Genomic DNA, 24,929 nt, shown 5'->3' with positions numbered 1-24,929 from the left:
CATGAGCGCCCCGACGCTCGCCGTGTTCAAGCTCGCGTCCTGCGACGGCTGCCAGCTCACCCTGCTGGACTGCGAGGACGAACTCCTCGCGCTCTCGCAGCGGGTGCGGATCGCGCACTTCCTGGAGGCGTCGAGCGCGGTCGAACCGGGCCCTTACGACCTGACGCTCGTCGAGGGCTCGATCACGACGGCGGCGGACGCGGAGCGCATCCGGGCCATCAGAATGGAGTCCCGCTTCCTCGTGACGATCGGGGCGTGCGCGACCGCCGGCGGCATCCAGGCGCTGCGCGACTTCGCGGACGTCGAAGAGTTCCGCCGCACCGTCTACGCCCGCCCCGACTACATCGACACGCTCGCCACCTCCACGCCCGTCTCGGCGCACGTGGACGTCGACTTCGAGCTGCGCGGCTGCCCGATCGACCGACGCCAGCTCTTGGAGGTCGTCACCGCCTACCTCGCGGGACGCAAGCCCGACATCCCCAGCCACAGCGTCTGCTTCGAGTGCAAGCGTCGCGGCACCGTGTGCGTCACGGTCGCCCACGGCACGCCGTGCCTGGGCCCGGTCACGCATGCGGGCTGCGGCGCGCTGTGCCCCGCGTACGGGCGCGGCTGCTACGGCTGCTTCGGCCCGTCCGGGTCGGTGAACCTCCCCGCGCAGATTCCCCTTCTTCGTCGCGACGGGATGAGCGACCGCGACGTCGAGCGTGTCCTGCACACCTTCAACAGCGCCGCTTTCGAGAGGGAGTTGAGGTCATGAGCCATCGCGGCTCGCGCGTCCTGCGCGTCGCCTCCCTCTCCCGGGTGGAGGGCGAGGGCGCGCTGCACCTCACCGTCCGGGAGGGGCGGGTGAGCGAGGCCCGGCTCCAGATCTACGAGCCGCCCCGCTTCTTCGAGGCGTTCCTGCGCGGCCGCGCCCACACGGAGCCACCCGACATCACCGCCCGAGTGTGCGGAATCTGCCCGGTGGCCTACCAGTTGAGCGCCTGCGCGGCGATCGAGGACGCATGCGGCGTCGAAATACCCTCAGGAATAGGGCAGTTACGCCGACTGCTGTACTGCGGTGAGTGGATCGAGAGCCAGACGCTGCACATCTATCTGCTGCACGCCCCGGACTTCCTGGGCTGCGACGGCGCGATCGATCTGGCCCGCACGCAGAAGTCGGCGGTGGAACGGGGGCTACGCCTCAAGCAGGCGGGCAACGCGATCCTGGAGCTGCTGGGCGGGCGCGCCATCCACCCGGTGAACGTGCGTGTCGGGGGCTTCCACCGCAGCCCGACGCGTGCCGAACTGCGGCCGCTGGCGTCCCAGTTGCGGCAGGCCGCGGCCGACGCGTGGGAGACGGTGCGCTGGGTCGCGGGCTTCGACTTCCCCGAGGCGCGGGTCGACGCGGACCTCTTCGCGCTGACGTCCCCGGGCACGTATGCCATCGAGGGCGGCACCCCTACGGTGTTGCGCGCCGACGGCGAGCGGCGGTCCTTCCCGGTGCGGGACTTCCTGGACCACGTGCAGGAGGAGCATCTGCCGCATTCCACGGCGCTGCACGCACGGCTCGACGGGCGGCGCCATCTCACGGGATCGCTGGCCCGGTTCGCGCTCAGCGGGCATCTGCTGTCCCCGACCGCGCTCGACGCGGCCGACGCCGCCGGGCTCGGCAAGGGTGTGTGCCGCAATCCCTTCCGCTCGATCCTCGTCCGTGCCGTCGAGGTCGTGTACGCCGTCGACGAGGCACTGCGGATCATCGACTCCTATGAGCCGCCGCCTCGTCCCTACGTCGAGGTCCCGGCCCGCGCGGGCACCGGGCACGGCGCGACCGAGGCGCCGCGCGGGCTGCTCTACCACCGTTACGTCCTGGACGGCGAGGGCACCGTGCTCGATGCCCGGCTGGTCCCGCCGACCGCCCAGAACCAGGGGGCCATCGAGGCCGACCTGCGCCATGTCGCCCAGCACGGGCTCAGCGAACTCGGTCTGGACGACGATGCGTTGACCCATCTGTGCGAGCGGGCCATCCGCAATCACGACCCGTGCATCTCGTGCTCCACCCACTTCCTCGACCTGACCATCGACCGCGATTGAACCCCGCACGCGACGACACGGAGGGACACCATGCACGGCAGCCCGCACATCGTCAGCGACGTGATGACGCACACCGTCATCGGCGTCGGGCGCGACGCCCCGTTCAAGGAGATCGTCGATCTGATGCAGCAGTGGAAGGTCAGCGCCCTGCCCGTACTGGAGGGCGAGGGACGTGTCGTCGGCATCGTCTCCGAGGCCGATCTGCTGCCGAAGGAGGAGTTCCGCGACAGCGACCCCGACCGGTTCACCCAGCTGCGCCGCCTGTCGGATCTCGCGAAGGCCGGTGCGATCACCGCCGGTGAGCTGATGACGGCACCGGCCGTCACGGTGCACGCCGACGTCACCCTCGCGCAGGCCGCGCGCACCATGGCGCACCAGAAGGTCAAGCGCCTTCCCGTCGTCAACGACGAGGGCATGATCGAGGGCGTCGTCAGCCGCTCCGACCTGCTCAAGGTGTTCCTGCGACCGGACGAGGAGATCGCCGAGGAGGTGCGGCGCGAGATCATCAGCTACGTCTTCCGGGCGCCTGCCAGCCCGATACGGGTCGATGTGGCCGACGGCGTCGTGACGGTCACCGGCCGCGTCCGCGACACCCGACTCGTCCCGGTGGTGGCCCGGTTGGCACGCGCCGTGGAGGGTGTCGTGGACGTGGAATGCCATCTCACGGGCACCCGGTCCGCGCCGGAGGACACCCCTTCGTGAAGTACCTCGACGAGTATCGCGACCCCGCGCTCGCCCGCAGCCTGCTCGCCGAGTTACGGGCCACCGCCACCCGGCCCTGGCGGATCATGGAGGTGTGCGGCGGCCAGACCCACACCCTGGTCCGTCAGGGCATCGACGAGCTGCTCCCGGCCGGGATCCGCATGATCCACGGGCCGGGTTGTCCTGTGTGCGTCACGCCGTTGGAGACCCTCGACCGGGCGATGTCGATCGCCGCCCGCCCCGGCGTCGTGTTCACCAGCTTCGGCGACATGCTGCGCGTCCCGGGGACCGGCACCGACCTGCTGTCCCTGCGCGCGCGAGGGGCCGACGTGCGTGTCGTCTACACCCCGATGGACGCCGTGCGCCTGGCGGAGCGGCACCCCGACCGTGAAGTGGTCTTCCTCGCGGTCGGGTTCGAGACGACCGCCCCGGCGAACGCCATGACGGTGTTGCACGCGGACCGGCTCGGCCTGGCCAACTTCTCGGTCCTCGTCAGCCACGTTCTCGTACCGCCCGCGATGACCGCGCTCCTCGCGGACCCCGACTGCGAGGTCCAGGCGTTCCTCGCGGCCGGGCACGTGTGCGCGGTGATGGGCTGGGCCGAGTACGAACCGATCGCCGTACGCCACCAAGTGCCCATCGTGGTCACCGGTTTCGAGCCGCTCGACCTCTTGGAAGGCATTCTGCTGGCCGTCCGCCAACTGGAGAGCGGACGGTTCGAGGTGGAGAACCAGTACGCGCGCGCCGTCGTACGCTCCGGCAACACCGCTGCGCAGGACGCTGTTCGGCGCGTCTTCCGCGTCACCGACCGCGCGTGGCGCGGCATCGGCCGGCTGCCCGGCAGTGGCCTCGAACTCGCGCCGCGCTACGCCGAGTTCGACGCGGCGCGACGCTTCGACGTCGGAGAGCTGCGGCCCGTCGAGGACTCGGAATGCATCGCCGGCGCCATCCTCACCGGCGCCCGGCTGCCCACCGATTGCACCGCTTACGGCGTCCGTTGCACACCTCGCCATCCACTCGGAGCACCCATGGTCTCCACGGAGGGCACGTGCGCGGCGTTTCACTCCGCGGGACGCACCAGGAGTTCCACGAGCTCGACGGGCACTCGGCGAACCACGGAGACGTCATGACCGCCGACTGCCCGACGCCCCACCACGAGGACGAGCGTGTCCTGCTCGGTCACGGTGCCGGTGGACGTCTCACCGCCGAGCTGCTCGACACGCTCGTGCTGCCCGCTCTCGACGGCGGGGCCGGGGCCATGGAGGACGCCGCGCTCATACCGGGCCACGGGGATCTGGTGGTCAGCACGGACAGCTTCGTGGTCAGCCCGCTGTTCTTCCCCGGCGGCGACATCGGCTCGCTCGCCGTCCACGGCACGGTCAACGACCTCGCCATGCGGGGGGCCTGGCCGCTGGCCCTGACGGTGTCCCTCATCATCGAGGAGGGCCTGCCGCTGCCGGAACTGAGGTCCCTGCTCACCTCGTTGGGCAAGGCGGCACGCGCCGCCGAGGTCCCCGTCGTCACCGGTGACACCAAGGTCGTCGGGAGGGGAGCCGCCGACAAACTGTTCATCAACACCACCGGCATCGGGCGCCGCCACAGTGCGCTGCGCCCCTCAGCCGCGCTGGCCCGCCCCGGCGACGTCATCCTCCTTTCGGGGCCCATCGGACTGCACGGCACGACGATCCTCTCGACCCGGGAGGGGCTCGGCTTCGACAGCGACATCGCCTCCGACAGCCGCCCCCTGCACCACCTGGTGCGCACCCTCGCCCCCCTCGGCACGGACGTGCACGCCCTGCGCGACCCCACCCGCGGCGGCCTCGCGGCGTCCCTCAACGAGATCGCCCGCGACTCCTCGGTCTCTGTCGAGATCGCCGAGGGCTCCCTTCCTGTCCCAACGCCCGTAGCCGCGGCCTGCGACCTGCTCGGCCTGGATCCCTTGACCGTCGCCAATGAAGGATGCCTGGTCGCCTTCGTCGCGCCCACCGCCGCCGACTCCGCCCTGACCGCCCTTCGGTCCCGCCCGGAGGGATACGCGGCCCAGCGGATCGGCGAGGTACTCCCGGACGGCACGCCCGGCCGCGTGGTGCTGAGCACCCTGGTCGGCTCCCGGCGCGTGGTGGACATGCCTCTGGGGGAGCAACTCCCCCGCATCTGCTGACAGTTCCCTGCAGTACAAGGCGGCTGCGCGACCGTCAGCAGCCGTCGCGCAGGCGCCGTACGACACGACGGTCGCGGGCCGGCTCAGCCGTGCCCCACGGGGATGGTCCTGGTGCTCGCCCTCCGCTCCGGGACCGGGACCTTGATGGTCAGCACACCGTCGGCGTGTTTGGGTGCCGGTAAGAACGCTGTCACCAGCCGCAAACGGCGGTGATCTTGCGAGAGCGTCACCCACGTGGGCGAGTCCGAGGCCGTACGGCTGCGGTGGGTGAGGCTCTGCGAGGACGATCAGCGATCGTGGCCCGTACTCCGCTGGACCTGGATGAACTCGTCGGGCACTGGACGTTACTCAAGGACGAGCAGGCGCTCGTGTCCGGCAAGCGCGGTGCGACGCGACTGGGCTTCGCCGTGCTGCTGAAGTTCTATACGCAGTACGGCCGGTTTCCCCGGGGCCGGGCCGAGCTGCCTGGTGAAGCCGTGGCGTTCGTTGCCCGGCAGGTGCAGGTTCCTGCCTCGGAGCTGGGTTTCTACGACTGGACGGGTCGCACTGTCGAGTACCACCGCGCGCAGATCCGGGAGCACCTCGGCTTCCGCGAGTGCAGCGTCGCGGACGCGGAGACGCTGACGGCATATCTGGCCGAGAACGTCGCGCACAAGGAACGCGGGCCCGAGCAGGTGAGGGTGGAACTGCTGGCGCGCTGCCGCACGGAGAACATCGAGCCGCCCACTCCCGGGCGGGTGCGACCGGATCGTGTCGGCCGCTCTGCGGGCAGCCGAGGAGTTACTGACTGCCCTGATCTCCTCCCGGCTGACCGTGGAGAGCATCGAGCGGATTGTGGCGCCGGTGGCCGGCGCCGACCAGGACGACGCCGGACCCGCAGGTGGCGGTGCGGAGGGCGAGGGCGCGCCGCCGGTGCTGGCGAAGGTCAAGGGAAGCGCCGGGCAACGTGAGCCTGGAGACGATGCTCACTGAGATCGACAAGCTCCTGGCGGTGCGGGCGATCGGACTGCCACGGGATCTGTTCATCGACGTCGCGCCGAAGGTGGTGGCCGGCTGGCGGGCGCGGGCCGCGGTGGAGTCGCCTTCCCATCTGCGGACGCACCCGGTGGTGCTGCGGGTGACCTTGCTGGCCGCGCTGCTGGGTGCCCGCCTCAACCTCGCCGTGGCCTCCGTGCCGGGACCCCGGATCCCGGCCGACCAGGCCGCACGATCCACTGTGGGGAACGCATGACCCTGCGCCTGTACAGCACTGCAGGCGGGCCGCGCCGATGTCTCGCATGGCGCGACACCGGCACGTGGCTGCCCTGTGCCCGCGCCTGGCCCACCGTGCCGGCCTCGCCCGCGTGGTGGCGCCCGGCAGCTGGCGTCGTTCGCTGCCTTTCAGGTGTTCCCGGGGACGGCGACGCGAAGGTCGAGGAGCTGTTGGGTATGCACCGGCACGTGATTCTCGGCGAGGCCATCGATGAGGCCCGCCACCGGAACCGGCTGGTCCAGCACGAGCGCGTCGTTGGACAGGAGGATCGTCGGCACCAGAACCGCGGCGGCTTTCTCGTTGAGCTGATCGGCGATGTCGCAGAGAACCGCGGCTTGGCTCCGGACGTGATCAATCAATTCCAGCCGGCCCGAGTGCTCGGCGATGATCCGGTCAAGATTCCAGGTGTCGAGGGAGATCCGGTTGTCGAAGGTGGGGCGCGAGCCGGCGACGACGCCAAGAGCCACCGCCGCGGTCGCGGCGTCGACGCTGAGGAGATGGGCCAAGACCTGATCGGCGCTCCATCCTCCGTCGGTGCCTTCGCCGAGGTTGGGGATTGCCGCCGCATCGAGCAACTTGTCGTAGGCGCTGCGAAGTGCTGTCGTGTCCATGATCTCCTTCCTTTCAGTCGGGTCGTGCCGAGCGCGCGTCCAGGTCCGTCGCCTCGGCGACGCGCTTGATCTTCGCCAACCGCCGATCCCAGTCGGCCGCCAGTGAGGCCATCCACCGCGCCGTCGCATCCAGCGCCGCGGGCCGTACCGTGTAGCGCACCTCGCGTCCGACCCGGCTGTTGGAAACCAGCCCGGCTGCGTCCAGGACGGCGAGGTGCTTGACCACCGCCTGCCGCGAGACGGGAAGCCGTGCGGCGAGTGTCGTCGCGGTGGCCTCGTCCTGGGCGGCGAGCAGTTCGAGCAGCTGACGTCGGGTCGGGTCGGCGAGCGCGGCAAGGACGCTGTCGACGACCTTGGCGGCGCCGGGACGTTCTTCCGTCACGTGGAGGGCTGTTCGGCGCGAGTCTTGAGCGCGCCGAGCTCCAGGGGCCAGCCTGCACTGTGGTCCTTCAGGTTCTGACTGCGCAGCTCCTGGGCCCCGGCCAGCGCCGCGAACCCGCTCTCGACGACGCGCAGCCGCGTCTGGTCGCCTTCCGGGGTCAACGTGAACTCCACGAGGGTGCTGTTGTCCTCGCGCAGCTCTTCTCCGGGGAACGCACTGGTCCAGCGGTACGCGAGGTACGTCGGCGGCTCGACCTTCTCCACCCTCACCGGGAAGTCGCCGTGTTCGGCATTCTTCGCCACCATCGACTCACCTTCTTTGGCCATCGTGCCGGGCAGGCTCGCCTTGTCGGCCACCCAGAACCCGGGTTGGGCCACCAGCGACCAGACTCGCTCCAGGGGTGCCGCGATCAGGGTTTCGCGCTCGATCCGGTCCTCGCTCATAAGGGGCTCCTTCACCGCCGTTGAATGCAACCCTAGAGTTGCACGTCGACTCCAGGGGTGCAACCCGAGAGTTGCACTCCGATCGCGCGCCACTTGGAAGAAGACGCACGGTGGCGCGTTTCTGCCGCAGTAAATGCCGGATTTACTGGGACAGTGCCGGAAGGGCAGGGCGGGCGTGACGATCGAACCAGTGACCGAACTTGGGTACAGGGGCGCGCTCCGACTGCCGCGCGACCGAGTGGTGCCCCTGTCCGCCCCTCCGTCGTCGTACACGGCGGCGGTCGAGCGGTACCTCACCGGCGCGGGCATCGCGAAGTCCTCCGCGCGGATCTACCGGATCTCGCTGACGACATGGGGACGGATGTTCGCCGGCGAACCCGCGCGGACCGGACCTGCCCACCGCGGCGCGAAGCCGCCCGTCTTCCCCGTTGCCGCGATCGACGACTCGGTGCTGCCGGAGGTGCTGGCCGAGCTGGCGGCGGCGCGGGCGGACGAGATGGACGCCGACACCGTCAACCGGGAGCTGTCGATCGCACGCAAGGCGATCGGCTGGTGGCAGCGACAGGGCTGGATCGAAGGCGATCCGACGATCGGTATCGAGCGGCGGCCAGCACCGCCGGACCGCACCAAGGCCCTGGCCGAGAACCAGATCGCCGCCCTGTGGCGCCTGGACGTCGCCCTGCGGGAGAAGACGCAGCGGAAGATGCTCTACGAGTCTGCGGCCCGGGCCGATGAGGTGCTGTGCCTGAACGTGGAAGACCTGTACCCGCAGGACAAGCGCGGGAAGATCACCGCCAAGGGCGGGGCGACCGAGTGGATTCACCGGCAGTCCGGCACCGCCCAGCTGCTGCCCCGACTGATCGCCCGCCGCACCCGCGGCCCGCTGTTCCTCACCGACCGCAAGGCCCCGGCCGGGACACCGACGCTCGACGTGTGCCCGGAGACCGGCCGGGCCCGGCTCTCCTACCGCCGCGCTGAGGAGATCTTCGAGGAGAACACCCGGCTGCTGGCCAACCCACTTGCCTCCCCGGACGACATCGAGGACCTGGACGGCTGGACACTCCACCGGCTCCGCCACAGTGCCCTGACGCACGACGCCGAAGACGGCACCTCCACCCCGATGCTGCTGGCCCGCTCCCGTCATGCCTCCGTCCGCTCCCTGGAGCGGTATGCCCGCCCCGGCGTCGACTCGGTCGCCCGGCACGTCGCCGAACGCGACCCCGCCGCCCGTCGCCGGACGTGACACCCATCGTTTGCGGCTGGTGACAGCGTTCTTACCGGCACCCGATCGTGTCCGGGTCTTCTCTCCGCCTCGCTCATCCACAGGCAAGGTCTCGCTGGCAGCACAAGGCTGGAAGTAGCCGGGCCTCCCCCGTGTCCCGGGGTTCACCCACCAGGTTCCCGCCCACATTTCAGCCAGACCGTGACCGTGGCGCCCTTGACCGTTCCCGGCTTCACCAAGGCCGATCCCGTACCCACGCGCTCCCGCGCCATCCGCTCGTCCGCAGCCCCGGCCACCGCCACCGCCACCGCCACCGCCACCGCCACCGCCACAGAAGCACCCTCCTGCGCGTCCTTGCCTCCATCACCGGACACCCCCTCAAGGAGACCGCACCAACCCGTCCTTCAGATCGGGGCGTTCAGCCCTTTCGGACTCCTGTCGGGAGGACGAGGATCGGAAGAACTCACCGTTCGCTGGAACCGCTCTCCTTCCCGAGGACCGAGATGGCCGACATGGAACGGCACTTCACAGCGGAACATCCGATCAGGGTCTTTCTTCTCGACGACCACGAGGTGGTCCGGAAGGGGTTGGTCGACTTTCTGAGCGCCGAGCCCGACATCATCGTGGTGGGCGAGGCCGCCACCGCTCAGCAGGCACTGGTCCGCGCTCCGGCACTGCGCGCCGACGTCGCCGTTCTCGACGTCCGCCTCCCGGACAGCGACGGCATCACCGTCTGTCGCGCACTCCGCTCGTCCGTACCGCAGACGTCGTGTCTCATACTGACGTCCTTCGACGACGATGACGCACTGCTCGACGCGATCATGGCAGGCGCCTCCGGCTACGTCCTCAAACAGCTCAGAGGAGCGGACCTCGTCGCTGCCGTGCGCACCGTCGCCACCGGCCAATCCATGCTGGACCCGGCGACGACGGCACGGCTCCTGCGGTCCTTGCGAGCACCGCAGGAGGCACCGCCAGAGGAATCCGCCGCCTTGAAAGGTCTCTCCGAACGAGAGCGGGACATTCTGACGCTGATCGGCAAAGGCCTCACCAACCGCGAGATCGGCAAACGTCTCTACTTGTCGGAGAAGACCGTGAAGAACAACATCTCCCGCCTGCTGCGCAAACTCGGTGTCCATCGCCGCGTCCAGGCGGCGGTCATCGCCTCACAGCGGAATTCCTCCACAGAGTCCGCGGACAACTGACCGGCGTGACCCGCGAGAGGCCCACCCCGACGTGACCGAACACGCCACACCTCACGAAGGGCGTGCCCGGGACATCCTGGTGCAGGCGTCGGCCCTCTCCGATCTCCTGCTCATCGGCCGCCGCGCCACCACCGGTCCGGGCCCCGGCCACCTAGCACGCCCCGTCGTCCATCGGGCCGACCGGACAACGCTGGGCCCCGGAGAAACCGGGAGGTGGCCTTCCGCCCCGCCTGAGCCAGTTCGCCGAGCAGCCTCACCAGCGACTGGCGTCCCACAACTGACCAATAAGGAAACACTAGTGAGCTCTTAACGACAAAATGCCCTCGCAAGCTCCCGGTAATGCTGAAATGCGCCATGGAACGCGACACGCACGAGGCGCGATCACCTCTCATTCCCGTTGCCGAGGAACCCTTTCGCGCGCTGCTGGAGGCGGCTCCCGATGCGATGGTGATCGTGGACGACTCCGGTGTCATCCGTCTGGTGAACGCGCAGACGGAGACCCTGTTCGGCTACCCCCGCGACGAACTGCTCGGCCAGCCCATCGAGCTCCTCGTTCCCCGGCGTTTCCGCACCCAGCACCCGGCCCACCGGGAGGGCTACACCAGCAACCAGCAGGTGCGCCCCATGGGAGCGAATCTCGAGCTGTACGGACTGCGCAGAGACGGAGCCGAGTTTCCTGTCGAGATCAGCATCAGTCCGTTGCAGACCCCGGACGGACTTCTGATCTCCGCCGCCGTACGGGACGTCAGCGAGCGCAAGGCGGCGGAAGCTCGCTTTCGCGCGCTGCTGGAGGCCGCCCCGGACGCCATCGTCATCGTCGACGACGCGGGCACCATCCAGTTGGTGAATGCGCAGACCGAGGCGTTGTTCGGGTATCAGCGCAAAGAACTCCTGGGTCGGCAGGTGGAAATACTGGTTCCGCAGAGGTTCCATCATTCCCACCCTTCTCACCGTCACGGCTATGTGCAGAACCGTCGGGTGCGACCCATGGGCGTCGGCCTGGATCTGCACGGCCTGCGAAAGGACGGGGTCGAGTTCCCGGTCGAGATCAGCCTCAGCCCTCTGGAAACGCCCGAGGGCACCCTGGTGTCCGCAGCGATCCGTGACGTGAGCCAACGCAAACAAGCCGAAGCCCAGCTGGCCGAACTCTATGAGCAGCAGCGCCATGTCGCCCTGACCCTTCAGCGCAGCCTGATGGGATCTCCTGTGCCCCTCTCGGGCATCGACACATCCAGCCGCTACTTTCCCGCGGGGCAGGGTCCGGGTGTGGGCGGGGACTGGTTCGACATGATCTCACTGGGCGGAGGCCGGGTGGGCGTACTCATAGGTGACGTCATGGGGCGCGGCCTGGAGGCCGCCGCGGTCATGGGCCAGCTGCGTTCGGCATCCCACGCGCTGGCGAAGACGGGTATGCCGCCCTGGCAGCTGATGCGGGCGCTCGACGCGGTCGTCAGTGAACTGCCCGACCAACTCGTCACCTGCTGCTACCTCATCCTGGACCCTGACGAGAGCTGCCTGACGGTGTGCTCCGCGGGGCACCTGCCGGTACTGCTCGCGGATCCCACCGGTCAGGTCCGCCGGCTCCCTGTCCCTGTCAGCGTGCCCCTGGGAGTCGGCGAGGTGCCCCACCAGGAAACCCGGCTGACCGTGCCGCCGGCATCAGTACTCGCCCTGTACACCGACGGGTTGGTGGAAACCCCCACCAGCGACATCGAAGAGCAGATCGACGCCTTGGCCGTCTCCCTGGAGAAGGCCATCGCCGACTCCGTGTGCCTGGAGCAGGCGGCCAACTCCGTACTCGCCGCGCTCTTGCCCGACCCCCAGGACTACACCGACGACGTGACTCTGCTCCTCGCCCGCATGCCTCCCGCGCCGCTGACCGCTGTCTCCGCCGTTCTGCCGGCACAGCCGATCAGCGTGCGAGAAGGACGCAGCTTCCTGCGCCGCACCCTCCAGGACTGGGGCTGCCAAGACATCAGCGACACCGCCTGCCTGCTGACCTCCGAACTACTGTCCAACTCCGTACGCCACGCCTGCGACCCCCTACGGCTACGCCTGCGCCGCACGAAGGACGAGCTCAACGTCGAGGTCTGTGACGGCAGCCCGGTCCTTCCTCAGGCCCGAACCGCAGGACTCGACGAGGAATCGGGCCGCGGGCTGGCTCTCCTGGACCAATTGGCCTCGACATGGGGGACCCTCCCCACTCAAGACGGAAAAGCCGTGTGGTTCTCGCTGTCCTTGCCCACCTCCACCCGGTGAACCGGTAAGCAACGCACCTGCCGTTCGGCAATTCGCCGCCCACCGCGGCCGGGCCGCGCACGGTCGGCTCGCCGCAACGTCGGTCGGTGATCATGAGGCCGGTCAGGCCCCAACTGTGCGGCTGGCACCAGCAGCGCAGCTGGCCCGCCAGATCGCCCGCGCCAGGGGCGGCGACGTGTACGTCGGGGAAGCCGGTGGGCCACCGCTCACCCCAGAAATCCCGGACAGAACAGGGACGTTCGGACCGGACACCGAACCAGTCACGGGCGGCGCCGTCTTCGTGGCCCGCCTCCACGACGCCATGGAGATCGACAAGTGACGGCCCTCGACCGACCGCCCCTCTCCGTCCTCGTGGTCGACGACGACTTCCGCGTCGCCGGTGTCCACGCCTCGCCGGTGGAAGGAGTACCGGGCTTCACCATGGCCGGCACGGCACACACGGCCGAGACGGCGCTGGAGGCCGTCACCGCCGCCGAAGCCGCCGGCACGCGCGTCGACCTCGCCCTCGTCGACATCTACTTGCCCGACGGATCCGGCATCGACCTGCTGCGCCGCCTGGACTGCGACACCTTCGTCCTCAGCCCGGCGGCCGAGGGCCCTGTGGTGCGCCGCGCGCTGTCGGCGGGTGCCTTGGCCTACCTGATCAAACCGTTCCCGCCGGAGCTCCTGGCGGAGAAACTGCGCGGCTACGCCCGGTTCAGACAGCTCACGGAGACGGAGTCCGTGGACCAGAGCACGGTCGAGAGCGCGTACGGCGCACTGCGCGAACCCGCTGCCCGTCACCCCGCTCGCCGCCCCATCGCCGGCACCGTGACCGGAGACGCGGTGCTGACGACCGTACGGAGCTCCACGACAGCGCTGTCCGCGGGACAGGTCGGCGGCCTCATCGGCGTCTCACGTGCCACGGCCCAGCGTTACCTCGCCTCGCTCGTCTCAGCGGGCCTCCTGCGTATGAGTCTTCGCTACGGGACGACGGGGCGGCCGGAACAGGAGTACCGGATGCCGTGACGTCCGCCCGCGCACCCTGGCGGATTGGCGTGCGGGGCCGACGGAGTCGGGTAACGTCATGGTCATGTTCTTCCAGACGCTGATTTACGAGTGAGAGCGTGACGGGCCCCGCTGACGCCTTCGACGCAGCCGCGCCCGTCCCCCACCGATGAATCCGTAGGTCACTTCACACCATCCGGGAGAACCCGTGAGCAAGAACATCAACAACCCCGTGGGCATGGGCGGCGGCAAGCGCAAGAAGCTGTCCCGCGTCGAGCGCCAGAACAACGGTCCGCACCGCAACCTCGACCGGCAGGGTGCCGCCGAGCAGAAGGCGGAACTGGTGCGCAAGATGCGCGAGAAGGTGGGCACCACCGAGAGCGCCGGGCAGCCGGACGACGACACCGCGCAGAGCTGACGCACCACTGCCGCGGGTCGGCGGCGCAGGCAGCCGGCCCTAACGGTCCCGGGTGATCGCGATGACGGTGTCGGCTTCACCGAAGACCACGCGTTCGTCCTTGCCGGGATTGACCCGGACCCCGAAACGAGGGCCGGTTGCCGATCCCGCGTGGAGCCGGTAGCCGATGACGGACCGGTCGCGGCGGCGTCCGGCGGCCACGACGTCGGCGAAGGCGACCGTGTGGCCCAGAGGGACGTAGTCGGCGGCGGGCCCGAGGTGGATCCTGTTGCCGCCGGCCGTGAACAACTCCTCGAACAACGCGGCGGTACGGGGATTCTCGCTGATCTGTGTCATCAGGAGACTGATGAGCCGGCCGCTGACGACGAAATCGGCGCCCGGGCTCATCGGTGCGATCAACCGGTTGCGGTCGTCGGACAGTTCGGCGGCCACGTGCAGGGACCGTCCCGCGGCCTGCTCGGCGGCCCGCAGATGCAGCAGGGTCTCCAGGACGTGGTAGTCGGAGTCCGCGGTGCCGACGCTCCCCGCCACCTCCGAGCCGAGCACGATCACACTGTCGTAGGCCAGGACGTCGAGGGCGTCCAGGTCGTGCGGGGCCCACGGTCCGCCGGGCACGAGGTCGAGGCGCGAATCCGGTCCCACGTAGCGGGCGAGTTGATCGATGATCAGCGGGGCCCTGCGGTTCCACCCCATGAGTAACATCCGTGCCGGCTTGGTCTCGCGCGGTAAGGGCAGGACGATCGCGTTCTCGTCGAACGGGAGCGGTTCGTCCGACACGAGCGCGGTGGTGTCGTCCTCCGTGATCAGGATGATGCGGTCCCTCTCGGTGATCACCGTGGAGGCGGGCGGGTTGAGCGCGGGCCGTCCGTCGGGGCGCAGCAGACCGACCACGCAGGAGCGTGCGTACGACAACAGCGCGTCGCCGTAGGTCCGGCCGGTGAGCGCGGGCTCCTGGACGGTGTGGAACTCGCAGCCCGCGAAGTCCAGTAACTCCTGGTACACGAGGGACAGTCCGGGCTGACGCGAGCACTGGGCCAGGAGGCGGGCGGTGATGGCGTCGATGTCCAGGACCCGGCCGCCCGGGCCCGCCGCGAGCACCGCGGCCGTGTGATGGCTGGGTTCGCGCACGGCGGCGACGACCGTGGGCGCGGCGGCGGCGCCGACGACGGTGCCGAGCGCCAGCAGCGTTCTCACCACCGTCCAGTCGCCCTCGTGGTCGCCGGGCGACAGGACGATGACCGCGGCGGCCGTGTGCGGGCTGACCCGGGCCAGGACGGCGGGGTCGGTGGGCGATCCGCTGCGGCAGACCACACGCGTGGCCCCGGTGGCGCCCACCTTGGTGGTGATCTCCTCCTCCATCTGCACCTTGTCCCGCGGGGCCAGCAGCGCCACGGTGGCTCTGCGGCGATGGGCGTTGGCCGTCACCAACTCGGAGATCACCGGGAACACCTGGTCCGACCAGCCGAGGACCACGGTGTGCTGCTCTTCCACGATCGTCGAGCGCCCGAGCCGCAGTTCAAGGATCTTGTCGTTCATGCCGGTGGTGATCACGCTGACGAGCGTGGAGACGAACAGCAGACTCACCAGCGCGAGCAGCACGGACAGCACGACGAACGCCGGGGCCCCGACCGCACCCCCGATCCTCAGCGTGGCGCCGACGGTGGTCCACACCGCCGCCGCCTGCCCCGCGAGGGTGGTGGGAACGGGCCTGCCGACCAGCACCTGGGCCACGCTCGCCGGAATGACGACAGCGAGACAGACGAGGGTCAGGCAGGCCACCAGGGTGAGGGTGCTGCGGCCGAGGAAGTTGTCGAACCAGTACCGCAGACGGGTACGGATCCGTCCTCCCATACGCCCGCGCATCCGCACGCCCTCCCCGTCCCGCCCTCTGCGACGGATCGGTCCTACCCCGGCCGCCGGGCGCCACCACCACCGTGACCCGAAAGGATGCGAACCGCACAATGCGGCCAAAGTGCACCAGCCGGCGTGCTAGAGCTCCTGAAAGGCGAGCGTTACCCGCGACGGCTGATTCCGGCCGCGGTGCACGCGGATACGCATCGCCCGCTCCCGTGCATGAGACACGACGAAGCCCCGCCGGGCAACCGGCGGGGCTTCGTCGTGCGTGCGGTCAACCCACGCTGACCGTCCGGGCCCTGCTCGGCACCGCGGCCGAGTCGAGCGCGAACAGCAGATAGCTACCGGGCAGTGCCGCCCCCGGGCTCACGGAGGCGCGCGGGCGGATGCGCCCTGATACCTCATCAGTAGGCGCCGGACGCATAGGTGTCGCTCCCGCGGCGCACCAAATGCGCTTGTGCAGCCGGGAGTTCAGCGCGATCCAGCAGGTCGCGGGCGCCCACGCAGGAAGGGGCCACCCGCCGTGCACGGGCCCGGCGCGGCCGCCGCTTGGACCGTCACGCCCGGGCAGTCATGCGCACGGCAAGGCCCCGGGCGCGGTGACGCGCAGACCCGGTCTGCACCGGCACTACCGGCTCAGCCTTGCGTCGCCTCCACCGCCGCGGCGACGAAGTGCGCGACCAGCTGCCGCCGGTCTTCCGCACCCCAAGCGAGGACCAGCGCACTACGCGGCGCGTCGACCACCGGAACATGAACGAGCGCCGGATGCAGTGGCCGGGCCAGCGAACGCGGCAGCACCGCGATCGCTCGCCCCAGCAGGACCATGTGCGCCAGCTCAGCGGCATCGGCGACCTCGGGACCGGATCCGGCGACGGGCTCGACACCGGGGACCCCGTTGCCGCCGACGCCCTTCCAGCGCGGCAGCGTCTCGTGGGCCAGGTCGGCGAGGGTCACCTCGCCGCGGCCGGCCAGCCGGTGGTCCGGCGGCAGGATCGCCACCCGGCCTTCGACCAGCAGGGTCTCGTGATCCAGCCCGGTCAGGTCGTCGAACGGCACGTACAACAACGCCACGTCCGCCCGGCCGTCACGCACGTGGTTGGCGCGGTCGGTGGCGCCGCCGAACAGGATGTCCACCTGGCGGGCGTCGGGCCGGTGCGAGTACGCGGCCAAGATGCCGGACAGCAGATCCGCGTCCCCACCCGGCTTGATCACCAGGCGCAGCCGGGTGTCCCGCTCGCCCGCCCGACGGGCCTTCTCGACCGCGGCCTCGACGGCGAGCAACGCATGCCGGCCGTGGTATTTCAGCGCCTCCCCGGCAGCGGTGAGGGCGACATGCCGACTGGATCGTTCAACGAGCGTCACCCCGAGCCGGTCCTCCAGCCGCCGCACCGCCTTGGACAAGGCCGGCTGCGCGATCCCCAGCCGCTTCGCCGCCCGGCCGAAATGGAGCTCATCGGCGAGTGCGGCGAAGTACTCCAGTTCGCGGGTCTCCAGCTCGGACATGCCGTCAGAATACTGTCCCAGCAATTCCCTGAGGGAATGGATTCAGAATCTGTCGGCCTTGGACTCCATGAAGAATCACCAGTTCAATTGAGACATGATTCACCACACGATGATCGTTGCTTTCAATGAACCGATTCCCTCGGACGAGCTCGACGAGTACCTGAAGGGGCTTGAGGAGCTGACCATGGACACGGGCGCCATCCAGTCCTTCGTCGCACGCCACCATCTGGGTGTCCCCAGCGACGACCACGCCCCGGTGGCCGTCGCTTCCGCCGTCGTCCAATTCGGCCTGGCAGACCTCGACGCCCTCAACACCGCTTTCGCTCTCCCCGGCATCGGCGCGTTCATCGACAGCTGGCAGGCTCGCCGCCCGTACAAGGCGATCTGGGTCAACCACGAGCCCCTCGTCTGACCCGTCACCCCGGCGGGGCGCCTCGTCCACCGGCCCGTACTCCGGAAGACGATGGGGTCGCGCACGGCGTCAGCACCGAAGGGGCCGACGCGGACGAAGTGGTTCCTGGACACCGTGACGGACCTGTTCGCGCAGATCAACGAGACGACCGCCGAAGCGGCAGGCCGACACCTCGTCATGGTTCGGGACGGCGCCATGGCCGCCGGCCGCCTCGTCGACCCGGAACCGGTGACCGAGACCTTCCTGCACGGCGTCGAAGGACTCCTGGACGCGCACAGCCGAACCGCCCACTGATCCAGGTACCACTGCGCCGACCCATCCAGCCAGGTGGCGATGGACGAGGTCGGCCGCACGCCGCCGCTCACGACCGGCGCCGGGCCCCCGGTCCCGGCCGGGCGGTGACGTCCCGCGGGGCGAGGGTGACGTGCTCGGCGGCGCACTGGACCGTCACGTGGACCGGAGCCCCGCAGTCGGTGTGGGTGACGTCCAGAACGGGGCCGGGACCCTCCGGGTCAAGGGCGTGGGTTTCGCCCCACTGGCTCAGCGCGACCAGGACGGGCCACAGGTCCCAGCCCTTGGCGGTCAGGCGGTATTCGTTACGGGAACGGCTGCCCGGCTCGCGGTAGGGAACCGTCGTCAGGATTCCGGCCGCCGTGAGCTTGCGCAGTCGGTCGCTGAGGACGGCTTCCGACAGGCCGATGTGGCGGTGGAAGTCGTCGAAGCGGCGCACCCCGTTGACGGCGTCGCGCAGGATCAGCAGCGTCCACTTCTCCCCCACCACGTCGAGCGTGCGCTGGACGGGACAGTTCTCCGTGCTCACCTCAAGCCACTCCATCCCGCCATCGTACGGCCGCTGGCTTCGTCATTGACAGTCAGATGAGCTCCAGCTAGCTTCATTTGGAAAAGTCAGATGGCTGTCCATCTGGTGGTGATGACTTCGACGGTCAGAGGAAGGCGCTGGACTGTGGGGCGAACGCGTACGTACAGCTGGGACGATCCCGCGATTCCGGCGCAAGCGGCGACCGGGATGAGCGGGCTCGACTTCCTGCGTGAGATGCAGGCGGGCCGTATCGCGAGACCGCCCGTCGGCCAGACGCTCGACTTCGGCCTGGACGAGGTGGAACACGGCCGGGCCGTGTTCTCGCTGGTGCCCGGCGAGGAGCACTACAACCCGATCGGGAGTGTGCACGGCGGTGTGTTCGCCACGCTGCTCGACTCCGCCGCGGGCTGCGCCGTTCAGTCCGTCCTCCCGCAGGGGATGGCCTACACCTCGCTCGACCTGACGGTGAAGTTCCTGCGGCCGATCACCGTGGACACCGGCCGGGTGCGCGCCATCGGCACGGTGCTCAACGCCGGTCGCCGCACCGCCCTCGCCCAGGCCCAGTTGGTCGATGCGAACGACCGCCTGCTCGCGCACGCCACCAGCAGCTGCCTGCTGTTCCCGGTGCCCGGGTCCCAGTCGGCGCCCGCGTCCGCGTAACCGGGTTCGCCCCTGTGGCGTAGGGGCGTAAGACGTGTGACTGCCGTGATGCCGGTGACCTGCTCGAAGGTCACCGGCATCACGGCTGTACGGGCGCACCACGCCTCCAGGCCGGTCAACAGCGAAGGGGGCGATTTCCCGCGCACGGCAGATTGGCGTGTCCGAGGCGTTGACGCGCCCTCAGCCAGTGCATAGAAACTCTCCTTACAACGATGTAATAGTGCGGCGCACGATCCAAGCCCCTTGCCAGGTGACGGTGGGGTGACGGCGGCAGATTCACCTCTCTTGCCCCTCATACGTGCCACCCCTGTGCAGCGTTGCAAGGATCAGCGGGCACTCCACGTGCTCCAGCACCTCCGTTCAGCCGTCCTGCGGCCACCCGGCCGCGCCCTGCGACACGAGGAGCTCCGATGCACCACCGGCCCACTCGGCTCAGATCGACGCGCCCCGCGCTTCCGCACCCGGCCTTTCGGCCAGGCCACACCCTCGGCATCCTGCTGAGCGTCCTCGCCCTGATGCTCTGCGGCGCCACCACCCTGGCACCCGCGGCCCAGGCCGCCCGCGCCGCCTGGACACCGAAACCGGCGCCGATGACCACGCCGTGGACCGACCAGGTGTCCCGGGACAATCCGCTGCCGGAGTATCCGCGACCGCAGCTGACACGGCCCGACTGGGCCAATCTCAAAGGGATTTGGGACTTCGCCGTCACCTCGGCCGACGCCGGACAGCCGGCCGCTTTCACCGATCAGATCCGCGTCCCGTTCGTCGCGGAATCCGCGCTCTCCGGCATCCAGCGGAAGATCACCCAGAACGACAAGCTCTGGTACAAGCGCACGTTCACCGTGCCGTCGGGCTGGAACGGCCGCCGTGTCCAGCTCAACTTCGGTGCCAGTGACTGGCGTACGACGGTGTGGGTGAACGGGCAGCAGGCGGGCGCCGCCCACAGCGGCGGCTATGACGCCTTCGGCTACGACATCACGCCGCTGCTGAACGGCGGCACCAACACCATCGTGGTCTCGGTGTTCGACCCGACCCAGACCGGCGGCCAGGCCGTGGGCAAGCAGCGCATCAACGACGTGACGCCCCATCCCGGCGGCGGCATCTTCTACACCGCGGCCTCCGGCATCTGGCAGACCGTGTGGCTGGAGCCCACCGCGTCCGCCCACATCACCCGCCTCGACATGGTGCCGAACCTGTCCGACTCGACGCTGCGGGTGACCGTCCAGGGCACCGGGATCAGTGGCCAGAGCGCGCGCGTCACGGTCAGTTCCGGCGGCACGACGGTGGGCACGGCGACCGGCGCGATCGGTTCGCAGCTGACGGTCCGCATCACGAACCCGCACCTCTGGTCGCCGGACGACCCGTTCCTGTACGACGTGAAGGCCGACCTCGTCTCCGGCTCCACGGTGTCCGACTCCGTCGGCAGCTACTCCGGCATGCGGTCGATCTCGCGCGGCACGGTCGACGGCAGGCAACGCCTCCTGCTCAACGGCAAGTTCGTGTTCCAGACCGGCACCCTCGACCAGGGGTACTGGCCGGACGGCATCTACACCGCACCCACCGACGACGCCCTCAAGTACGACCTCCAGAAGCACAAGGACCTCGGCTTCAACATGGTGCGCAAGCACATCAAGGTCGAACCGCAGCGCTGGTTCTACTGGGCCGACCGGCTCGGGCTGCTCGTGTGGCAGGACATGCCCGCGATGGACACCCGCACACCGGACTCGGCCGCCCGCACCCAGTGGGAGGCGGAGTTCGACCAGATCATCGACGAGCACCGCAGTTCACCGTCGCTCGTGATGTGGGTGAATCAGAACGAGGGCTGGGGCCAGTACGACCAGGCCCGCATCGCCGACAAGGTGAAGGCGGCCGATCCCTCGCGCCTGGTCGACAACATGAGCGGCGTCAACTGCTGCGGCTCGGTCGACGGCGGCAACGGCGATGTGATCGACAACCACGTCTACGTGGGCCCCGGCGTGACCAAACCGTCCTCGACCCGCGCCGCCGTCCTCGGCGAGTACGGCGGACTGGGACTCCGGGTGTCGGGCCACGAGTGGTCGCCGGGCAACGGCTTCTCGTACGAGGACCAGGCCGATGCCGTCCACCTGAACAACCGCTTCATCGGCCTGATCGACGCGCTGCGCCTGCAGCAGATGCCGACCGGTCTTTCGGCGTCGGTCTACACGGAGATCACGGACGTCGAGAACGAGGTCAACGGCCTGATGACGTACGACCGTCAGGTCGTCAAGGTCGACGCCGCACGGGTCAAGGCGGCGAACCAGGCCCTGATCAACGCCTCGAAGAGTCCCTCGGCACCGACGACTCTGCCCACCGGCCTGAAGTCGCTGCGGGTCACCACCCCCGGCTACACCGACCGGTACATCCGGCACCGGGATGCCCTCGCCTACACGGAGGTCGTGAACAGCGGCAGCAGCGACCTGCTGAAGAACGACGCCACCTGGCGGATCGTGCCCGGCCTGGCCGACAGTTCCTGCTACTCCTTCGAGTCGCGCAACTATCCCGGCGAGTATCTGCGCCACCGCGAGTTCCGGGTGCACCGGGAGGCCGGTGACGGCTCGGCGCTGTTCCGCGCGGACGCCACGTTCTGCGCGGTGCCGGGGCAGGGCGGCGTGCGGCTGATGGCCCAGAACTACCCGGGCCAGTACCTGCGTCACTACAACTCCGAGGTGTACCTCGCCGTCCCCGGCGGGTCCCGCGCCGCGGACAACCCGAGCCTGTTCACCGAGGACACGACCTGGGCCGTGGAGGCACCCTGGGCGCCCTGACCCCGGTCCCCCGGCGCCGGTGGCCGGGTGTCCCGTCGCAGGTCGCGAAGGTGTCGCGACCTGCAATGGGACAATGGCGCCATGACAGGCGTTGAGGATTTCACCCCCGAGTCGGAGCGGGTCATGCGCACCCTGCGTGACCAGATCATCGACGGGACGCGGGCGCCGGGCAGCAAGTTGGTGGAGCGGGAGATCGCCCAGGAACTGGGAGTGAGCCGGCTGCCCGTCCGCGACGCCTTGCGCGACCTGGCGAGCGAAGGACTCGTGACGCCGCGTCCGCGCACCTGGGCCGTCGTCCGCGAGTTCAGCGCCTCCGACGTCGCGGACCTCGGCGAGGTCAGGTCCGCCCTGGAGACCCTCGGGTTCCGGCTCGCCGCACAGCGCCGCACCCGCGCGGGCCTCGACAAGCTGCGCTCCGACCTCGACGTCGAACTGGCGGCCGCGGCCAGGGGCGACGGCGCCACGGCCCGGCGCGCGGCGGCGGACTTCCACGAGACGGTCACCGAACTGGCCGACAACGCGCTGCTCAGCGAATTGAACGAGACCCTGAGCAGCCGCATGCGGTGGCTGCTCGCCCAGCACGACGACTTCACCGCCGTGGCCGAGGAGCACGAGGACCTGTACCGGGCGATCGAGGCGAGGGACGTGCGGCGCGTGGAGGAGCTGGCCGAGCGTCATCTGGCGACGAGCGAGTCGGCGGCAGCGGCACATCAGGGCAGGCCCGCGCAGGTCTGACCCGCGGGCGGGGCGGGCGGGGCCCGGCAGTGCCCCGGTTCAGACCCCGCTGTAGCGCCACAGCCGCGGCATGCGGAGCGCGAGAACGGCCAGGAACGTGATGAGGAGCAGCGCGCTGACGAAGGTGGTCACCCCGACTCCCCCGTACTGCGCCGCCGCCCCGAGGCAGAGCGAGGACAGCGGCATCACGCCGATGGCCAGTTCCTGGACGCCCAACGCCCGTCCCTGCACGGCCGGTTCGGTCGTCATCAGCAGCAGCGTCGTCTGCAGGACGCCGAACGCGGCACTCAGGACACCGATCCCGGCCATCAGCGCGAACGACACCGCCACCTGATGGGAGAGCGCGAACAACGCCCACAGCGCCGCCCAGCCCGCGGTCCCGAAGACGAACAGGCCGCCCTTGAAAGGAAAATCGCCGAGGGCGGCGATCACCAGTGAGCCCACGAGGCCTCCGACGCCCCCGCAGGTCAGCAGCCACCCCAGGCCGTCCGCGTCGAGGCCGAGCGACTCCTTGGCGAAGACGGGCATGAAGGCCTGATGGATGGGCCACAGCAGGACGTTCGCCGCCAGCGTCACGCCGAGCACGCCCGCGGCGAGCCGGCTGCGCAGGATCGAGCGCACCCCGTCGACGAGCATGGCCGTCACCGACTGGCCGCCGTCGTGCCGACCGTTGGCGTCGGGCCCGGCCGCATCGCTGCCGTCGGCGAGCGGGACGCGGCCCGACCGGAGCAGCGGCCACAGCGCGAGCAGCGAGGCCGCGTACCAGCACGCCGAGATCCACAGCGCGGCGGCGGAGCCGAACGCGCTGATGAGCGCGCCGCCGAGGGCCGGGCCGATCACCTGGGTCATGTTCATCGCCATCGCGTTGAGGGCGTTGGCGTTGCTCAGATTGCGCCGGCCCACCAGGGAGAGGACGAGCGCGGAACGCGCGGGCTGGGACGGCGACTGGGCCAGCCCGATGGCGAGGCCGCCCAGGACCAGGGCCCAGTAGGGCACCCGCGTCGTCGACTCCAGCGCCGCCACCGTGCCGGCGGCGCCGAGCGCCCACCCGCAGGCGATGGTCAGCAAACGTACGCGATCGTGACGGTCGGAGAGCACACCGGCGAGCGGGCCGAGCAGCATGGGCGCGAGCCGCACCGCGGTGAACACGGCGAGCAGCAGCTCCGAGCGGGTCGTCTCGAAGACGATCCAGCCGAGCACCATCGTCTGGATCCACGCACCGCCGAAGAAGAAGACGTTCGAGATCCACAGGGCCCGGAAGCCAGGGCTCTCGCGCAGCGAGGCGAGCGGTCCCGCCCGGCCGGAGGTGGTGGTCGACGGGGGCGCGTCCCTCGCGCTGTTCCGCACCGGGTCGTGCTCCTCTCCTGTTGTCGCTCGGCCATGCCCGCGGCCGACCGGACGCGCGGCGGGCGCCCGGGGCAGGTACGAGAACGTATGACGGAGCGGGCGGCCGCGAAATGGTATACCGAACAACCTGGGCAGGCGTGGCGTCAGGCGCCGACGAAGACGACCTCGCCCGGCACGTCGGCGCGGATCTCGGTGCCGACCTCGCGGGCCAGCAGGTCGTCGAGACGGTCGAGGGGGCCGATCAGTGCGCGGCCGCCGGCCCGGGCGACGCGCACCGCGGCCTCGACCTTCGGCTGCATCGAGCCCTCGGCGAACTCCATCGTGGCCAGGCCCTCGGGCGAGGCGGTCAGGATGTCGCGCTGCTCGGGGGTGCCCCAGTTCTCGCTGACGAAGTCGCCGTCGGTGAGCATGATCAGCATGTCCGCGCCGAGGTCCGCGGTGAGGGCGGCGCTCGCGGCGTCCTTGTCGACCACGGCCTGCATGCCGATCTGGCGGCCCTTGGAGTCGGTGCGCACCGGCACACCGCCACCGCCGACGCAGACGACGAGCGTGCCCTGGTCGAGCAGGGTGGAGACCAGCGGCGCCTGCATGATGCGCAGCGGGTGCGGGGACGGGACGACGCGGCGGAAGGCGCCGCCGTCCTTGGCGATCGTCCACCGGTACTCGGCCGCGGCCTCGGCGGCGTCCTGCGCGGAGTAGGTCGGGCCGATGAGCTTGGTCGGGCGCTCGAAGGCCGGATCGGCCTCGTCGACCTCGGTCGTGGTCACGATCGCGGCCACCTCGCGCTCGCCGACCAGGGCATTGGACAGCTCCTGCTGGATGACGTAGCCGATCATGCCCTGGGTCTCGGCGCCGAGAATGTCCAGCGGGTACGCCGCCACGTCCTGGTAGGCGAGGTTCTGCAGCGCCAGCAGACCGACCTGCGGGCCGTTGCCGTGGGTGATGACGACCTCGTGCTCGCGGGCGAGACCGGCCAGGGCCTGGCAGGCCCCGCGGACGTTGGCGCGCAGGTGGTCGGCCGTCATGGGTTCACCGCGGCGGGCGAGGGCGTTGCCTCCGAGAGCGACGACGATGCGCATGTGATTTTCCCTTGCTGTTCC

Annotated in this window: 26 protein-coding genes and 1 pseudogene; 18 read left to right on the top strand and 9 right to left on the bottom strand. The window is 70.0% G+C overall.

Annotation, left to right across the window (positions count from 1 at the left end; genetic code table 11):
* Nucleotide 1 precedes the first annotated feature (1 nt).
* The 7 genes from B072_RS0104600 (at nt 2) to B072_RS0104570 (ending at nt 6,167) form a co-directional block, all read left to right on the top strand.
* Nucleotides 2-757, top strand: coding sequence for an oxidoreductase (locus B072_RS0104600; RefSeq protein WP_018528757.1), 756 nt, complete (start codon nt 2-4; stop codon nt 755-757).
* Entirely contained in the window at nt 754-2,073 is a 1,320-nt protein-coding gene (locus B072_RS0104595) for a Ni/Fe hydrogenase subunit alpha (RefSeq protein WP_018528756.1), read from the top strand. Before B072_RS0104600 ends, B072_RS0104595 begins: the two co-directional genes overlap by 4 nt.
* A 30-nt stretch (nt 2,074-2,103) precedes the next feature.
* Entirely contained in the window at nt 2,104-2,775 is a 672-nt protein-coding gene (locus B072_RS0104590; RefSeq protein WP_018528755.1) for a CBS domain-containing protein, read from the top strand.
* Complete coding sequence (gene hypD, locus B072_RS0104585; RefSeq protein WP_018528754.1) at nt 2,772-3,905, top strand: hydrogenase formation protein HypD; 1,134 nt, start codon at nt 2,772-2,774, stop codon at nt 3,903-3,905. The genes B072_RS0104590 and hypD overlap by 4 nt, the downstream gene beginning before the upstream one ends.
* Nucleotides 3,902-4,936, top strand: coding sequence for a hydrogenase expression/formation protein HypE (hypE, locus tag B072_RS0104580; RefSeq protein ID WP_018528753.1), 1,035 nt, complete (start codon nt 3,902-3,904; stop codon nt 4,934-4,936). Before hypD ends, hypE begins: the two co-directional genes overlap by 4 nt.
* A gap of 296 nt (nt 4,937-5,232) precedes the next feature.
* A complete protein-coding gene (locus B072_RS46205) occupies nt 5,233-5,886 on the top strand; it encodes a DUF4158 domain-containing protein (protein ID WP_158689145.1) in 654 nt (217 codons plus the stop codon).
* Between the two features lie 11 nt (nt 5,887-5,897).
* Nucleotides 5,898-6,167 carry a hypothetical protein gene (locus tag B072_RS0104570; RefSeq protein WP_199791003.1) on the top strand — a complete coding sequence of 90 codons (270 nt, stop codon included), beginning with the start codon at nt 5,898-5,900 and terminating at the stop codon, nt 6,165-6,167.
* 149 nt (nt 6,168-6,316) lie between these two features.
* Here the strand turns inward: B072_RS0104570 and B072_RS42390 are convergent, their stop codons facing one another.
* From B072_RS42390 to B072_RS0104555, 3 genes are read right to left on the bottom strand one after another with little or no spacing between them, the layout of a single operon-like run.
* A complete protein-coding gene (locus B072_RS42390) occupies nt 6,317-6,799 on the bottom strand; it encodes a hypothetical protein (RefSeq protein ID WP_018528750.1) in 483 nt (160 codons plus the stop codon).
* A 13-nt stretch (nt 6,800-6,812) separates the two neighbouring features.
* Nucleotides 6,813-7,181, bottom strand: a complete 369-nt coding sequence (locus B072_RS0104560) for an ArsR/SmtB family transcription factor (protein WP_018528749.1) — start codon at nt 7,179-7,181, stop codon at nt 6,813-6,815.
* Nucleotides 7,178-7,624, bottom strand: a complete 447-nt coding sequence (locus B072_RS0104555; protein ID WP_018528748.1) for an SRPBCC domain-containing protein — start codon at nt 7,622-7,624, stop codon at nt 7,178-7,180. Before B072_RS0104555 ends, B072_RS0104560 begins: the two co-directional genes overlap by 4 nt.
* A 190-nt stretch (nt 7,625-7,814) precedes the next feature.
* Here B072_RS0104555 and B072_RS48975 point away from each other — a divergent pair, with 190 nt between their 5' ends.
* Nucleotides 7,815-8,867, top strand: coding sequence for a tyrosine-type recombinase/integrase (locus B072_RS48975; protein WP_234018792.1), 1,053 nt, complete (start codon nt 7,815-7,817; stop codon nt 8,865-8,867).
* A gap of 143 nt (nt 8,868-9,010) precedes the next feature.
* Here B072_RS48975 and B072_RS48010 read toward each other — a convergent pair whose 3' ends face one another.
* Nucleotides 9,011-9,220, bottom strand: coding sequence for a hypothetical protein (locus B072_RS48010; protein ID WP_158689144.1), 210 nt, complete (start codon nt 9,218-9,220; stop codon nt 9,011-9,013).
* A 129-nt stretch (nt 9,221-9,349) separates the two neighbouring features.
* On the opposite strand from B072_RS48010, the gene B072_RS0104540 reads away from it, so the two are divergent.
* The 5 genes from B072_RS0104540 to B072_RS0104520 all read left to right on the top strand — a co-directional run bounded on the left by B072_RS0104540 (nt 9,350) and on the right by B072_RS0104520 (nt 13,712).
* Nucleotides 9,350-10,048 carry a response regulator gene (locus tag B072_RS0104540; RefSeq protein WP_018528745.1) on the top strand — a complete coding sequence of 233 codons (699 nt, stop codon included), beginning with the start codon at nt 9,350-9,352 and terminating at the stop codon, nt 10,046-10,048.
* Between the two features lie 354 nt (nt 10,049-10,402).
* Complete coding sequence (locus tag B072_RS46195) at nt 10,403-12,307, top strand: PAS domain S-box protein (protein WP_018528744.1); 1,905 nt, start codon at nt 10,403-10,405, stop codon at nt 12,305-12,307.
* Nucleotides 12,308-12,422: 115 nt separating this feature from the next.
* Nucleotides 12,423-12,626 carry a hypothetical protein gene (locus B072_RS0104530; protein ID WP_018528743.1) on the top strand — a complete coding sequence of 68 codons (204 nt, stop codon included), beginning with the start codon at nt 12,423-12,425 and terminating at the stop codon, nt 12,624-12,626.
* Nucleotides 12,623-13,315 carry a response regulator gene (locus tag B072_RS0104525; RefSeq protein WP_018528742.1) on the top strand — a complete coding sequence of 231 codons (693 nt, stop codon included), beginning with the start codon at nt 12,623-12,625 and terminating at the stop codon, nt 13,313-13,315. Before B072_RS0104530 ends, B072_RS0104525 begins: the two co-directional genes overlap by 4 nt.
* 187 nt (nt 13,316-13,502) lie before the next feature.
* Nucleotides 13,503-13,712 (top strand): DUF6243 family protein, encoded by a 210-nt coding sequence (locus B072_RS0104520; protein WP_018528741.1) that lies wholly within the window; start codon nt 13,503-13,505, stop codon nt 13,710-13,712.
* A gap of 39 nt (nt 13,713-13,751) precedes the next feature.
* On the opposite strand, the gene B072_RS0104515 is transcribed toward B072_RS0104520, so the two are convergent.
* Both B072_RS0104515 and B072_RS0104510 read right to left on the bottom strand, forming a co-directional pair.
* Nucleotides 13,752-15,563 (bottom strand): CASTOR/POLLUX-related putative ion channel, encoded by a 1,812-nt coding sequence (locus B072_RS0104515; RefSeq protein WP_018528740.1) that lies wholly within the window; start codon nt 15,561-15,563, stop codon nt 13,752-13,754.
* 639 nt (nt 15,564-16,202) lie between these two features.
* The gene (locus B072_RS0104510) at nt 16,203-17,069 is read right to left on the bottom strand and encodes a LysR family transcriptional regulator (protein WP_018528739.1); all 867 of its coding nucleotides are present in this window, start codon (nt 17,067-17,069) and stop codon (nt 16,203-16,205) included.
* A 94-nt stretch (nt 17,070-17,163) separates the two neighbouring features.
* Here B072_RS0104510 and B072_RS0104505 point away from each other — a divergent pair, with 94 nt between their 5' ends.
* Both B072_RS0104505 and B072_RS0104500 read left to right on the top strand, forming a co-directional pair.
* On the top strand, nt 17,164-17,481 hold the full coding sequence (locus B072_RS0104505) for a hypothetical protein (protein ID WP_018528738.1): 318 nt from the start codon (nt 17,164-17,166) through the stop codon (nt 17,479-17,481).
* Between the two features lie 96 nt (nt 17,482-17,577).
* Nucleotides 17,578-17,775: pseudogene (locus tag B072_RS0104500) on the top strand (TetR family transcriptional regulator); the annotation flags it as partial.
* Nucleotides 17,776-17,842: 67 nt separating this feature from the next.
* On the opposite strand, the gene B072_RS0104495 reads toward B072_RS0104500, so the two are convergent.
* Nucleotides 17,843-18,316, bottom strand: coding sequence for a winged helix-turn-helix transcriptional regulator (locus tag B072_RS0104495; protein WP_018528736.1), 474 nt, complete (start codon nt 18,314-18,316; stop codon nt 17,843-17,845).
* Between the two features lie 129 nt (nt 18,317-18,445).
* Here B072_RS0104495 and B072_RS0104490 point away from each other — a divergent pair, with 129 nt between their 5' ends.
* The 3 genes from B072_RS0104490 (at nt 18,446) to B072_RS0104475 (ending at nt 22,482) form a co-directional block, all read left to right on the top strand.
* Nucleotides 18,446-18,961, top strand: coding sequence for a PaaI family thioesterase (locus B072_RS0104490; protein WP_026245448.1), 516 nt, complete (start codon nt 18,446-18,448; stop codon nt 18,959-18,961).
* A 410-nt stretch (nt 18,962-19,371) separates the two neighbouring features.
* Nucleotides 19,372-21,747, top strand: a complete 2,376-nt coding sequence (locus B072_RS0104480) for a glycoside hydrolase family 2 (protein WP_018528734.1) — start codon at nt 19,372-19,374, stop codon at nt 21,745-21,747.
* Between the two features lie 81 nt (nt 21,748-21,828).
* Nucleotides 21,829-22,482, top strand: a complete 654-nt coding sequence (locus tag B072_RS0104475; protein ID WP_026245446.1) for a GntR family transcriptional regulator — start codon at nt 21,829-21,831, stop codon at nt 22,480-22,482.
* Between the two features lie 39 nt (nt 22,483-22,521).
* Here B072_RS0104475 and B072_RS0104470 read toward each other — a convergent pair whose 3' ends face one another.
* Nucleotides 22,522-23,829, bottom strand: a complete 1,308-nt coding sequence (locus B072_RS0104470) for an MFS transporter (protein WP_018528732.1) — start codon at nt 23,827-23,829, stop codon at nt 22,522-22,524.
* A 143-nt stretch (nt 23,830-23,972) separates the two neighbouring features.
* Nucleotides 23,973-24,908, bottom strand: a complete 936-nt coding sequence (locus B072_RS0104465) for a carbamate kinase (protein WP_018528731.1) — start codon at nt 24,906-24,908, stop codon at nt 23,973-23,975.
* Nucleotides 24,909-24,929 lie beyond the last annotated feature (21 nt).

This window comes from Streptomyces sp. HmicA12, from assembly GCF_000373565.1.
Lineage (GTDB): Bacteria > Actinomycetota > Actinomycetes > Streptomycetales > Streptomycetaceae > Streptomyces.
Note: the sequence above shows the minus strand (reverse complement) of the source record. Positions and strands in the feature narration are given on the sequence as shown.

What these genes read in the sequence shown, in the direction of transcription:
- B072_RS0104600 (WP_018528757.1), top strand. Translation starts at nt 2, where the DNA reads ATGAGCGCCCCGACGCTCGCCGTGTTCAAGCTCGCGTCCTGCGACGGC.
- B072_RS0104595 (WP_018528756.1), top strand. Translation starts at nt 754, where the DNA reads ATGAGCCATCGCGGCTCGCGCGTCCTGCGCGTCGCCTCCCTCTCCCGG.
- B072_RS0104590 (WP_018528755.1), top strand. Translation starts at nt 2,104, where the DNA reads ATGCACGGCAGCCCGCACATCGTCAGCGACGTGATGACGCACACCGTC.
- hypE (WP_018528753.1), top strand. Translation starts at nt 3,902, where the DNA reads ATGACCGCCGACTGCCCGACGCCCCACCACGAGGACGAGCGTGTCCTG.
- B072_RS0104570 (WP_199791003.1), top strand. Translation starts at nt 5,898, where the DNA reads ATGCTCACTGAGATCGACAAGCTCCTGGCGGTGCGGGCGATCGGACTG.
- B072_RS42390 (WP_018528750.1), bottom strand. Translation starts at nt 6,799, where the DNA reads ATGGACACGACAGCACTTCGCAGCGCCTACGACAAGTTGCTCGATGCG.
- B072_RS0104555 (WP_018528748.1), bottom strand. Translation starts at nt 7,624, where the DNA reads ATGAGCGAGGACCGGATCGAGCGCGAAACCCTGATCGCGGCACCCCTG.
- B072_RS0104540 (WP_018528745.1), top strand. Translation starts at nt 9,350, where the DNA reads ATGGCCGACATGGAACGGCACTTCACAGCGGAACATCCGATCAGGGTC.
- B072_RS46195 (WP_018528744.1), top strand. Translation starts at nt 10,403, where the DNA reads ATGGAACGCGACACGCACGAGGCGCGATCACCTCTCATTCCCGTTGCC.
- B072_RS0104515 (WP_018528740.1), bottom strand. Translation starts at nt 15,563, where the DNA reads ATGGGAGGACGGATCCGTACCCGTCTGCGGTACTGGTTCGACAACTTC.
- B072_RS0104510 (WP_018528739.1), bottom strand. Translation starts at nt 17,069, where the DNA reads ATGTCCGAGCTGGAGACCCGCGAACTGGAGTACTTCGCCGCACTCGCC.
- B072_RS0104505 (WP_018528738.1), top strand. Translation starts at nt 17,164, where the DNA reads ATGATTCACCACACGATGATCGTTGCTTTCAATGAACCGATTCCCTCG.
- B072_RS0104495 (WP_018528736.1), bottom strand. Translation starts at nt 18,316, where the DNA reads ATGGAGTGGCTTGAGGTGAGCACGGAGAACTGTCCCGTCCAGCGCACG.
- B072_RS0104480 (WP_018528734.1), top strand. Translation starts at nt 19,372, where the DNA reads ATGCACCACCGGCCCACTCGGCTCAGATCGACGCGCCCCGCGCTTCCG.
- B072_RS0104475 (WP_026245446.1), top strand. Translation starts at nt 21,829, where the DNA reads ATGACAGGCGTTGAGGATTTCACCCCCGAGTCGGAGCGGGTCATGCGC.
- B072_RS0104465 (WP_018528731.1), bottom strand. Translation starts at nt 24,908, where the DNA reads ATGCGCATCGTCGTCGCTCTCGGAGGCAACGCCCTCGCCCGCCGCGGT.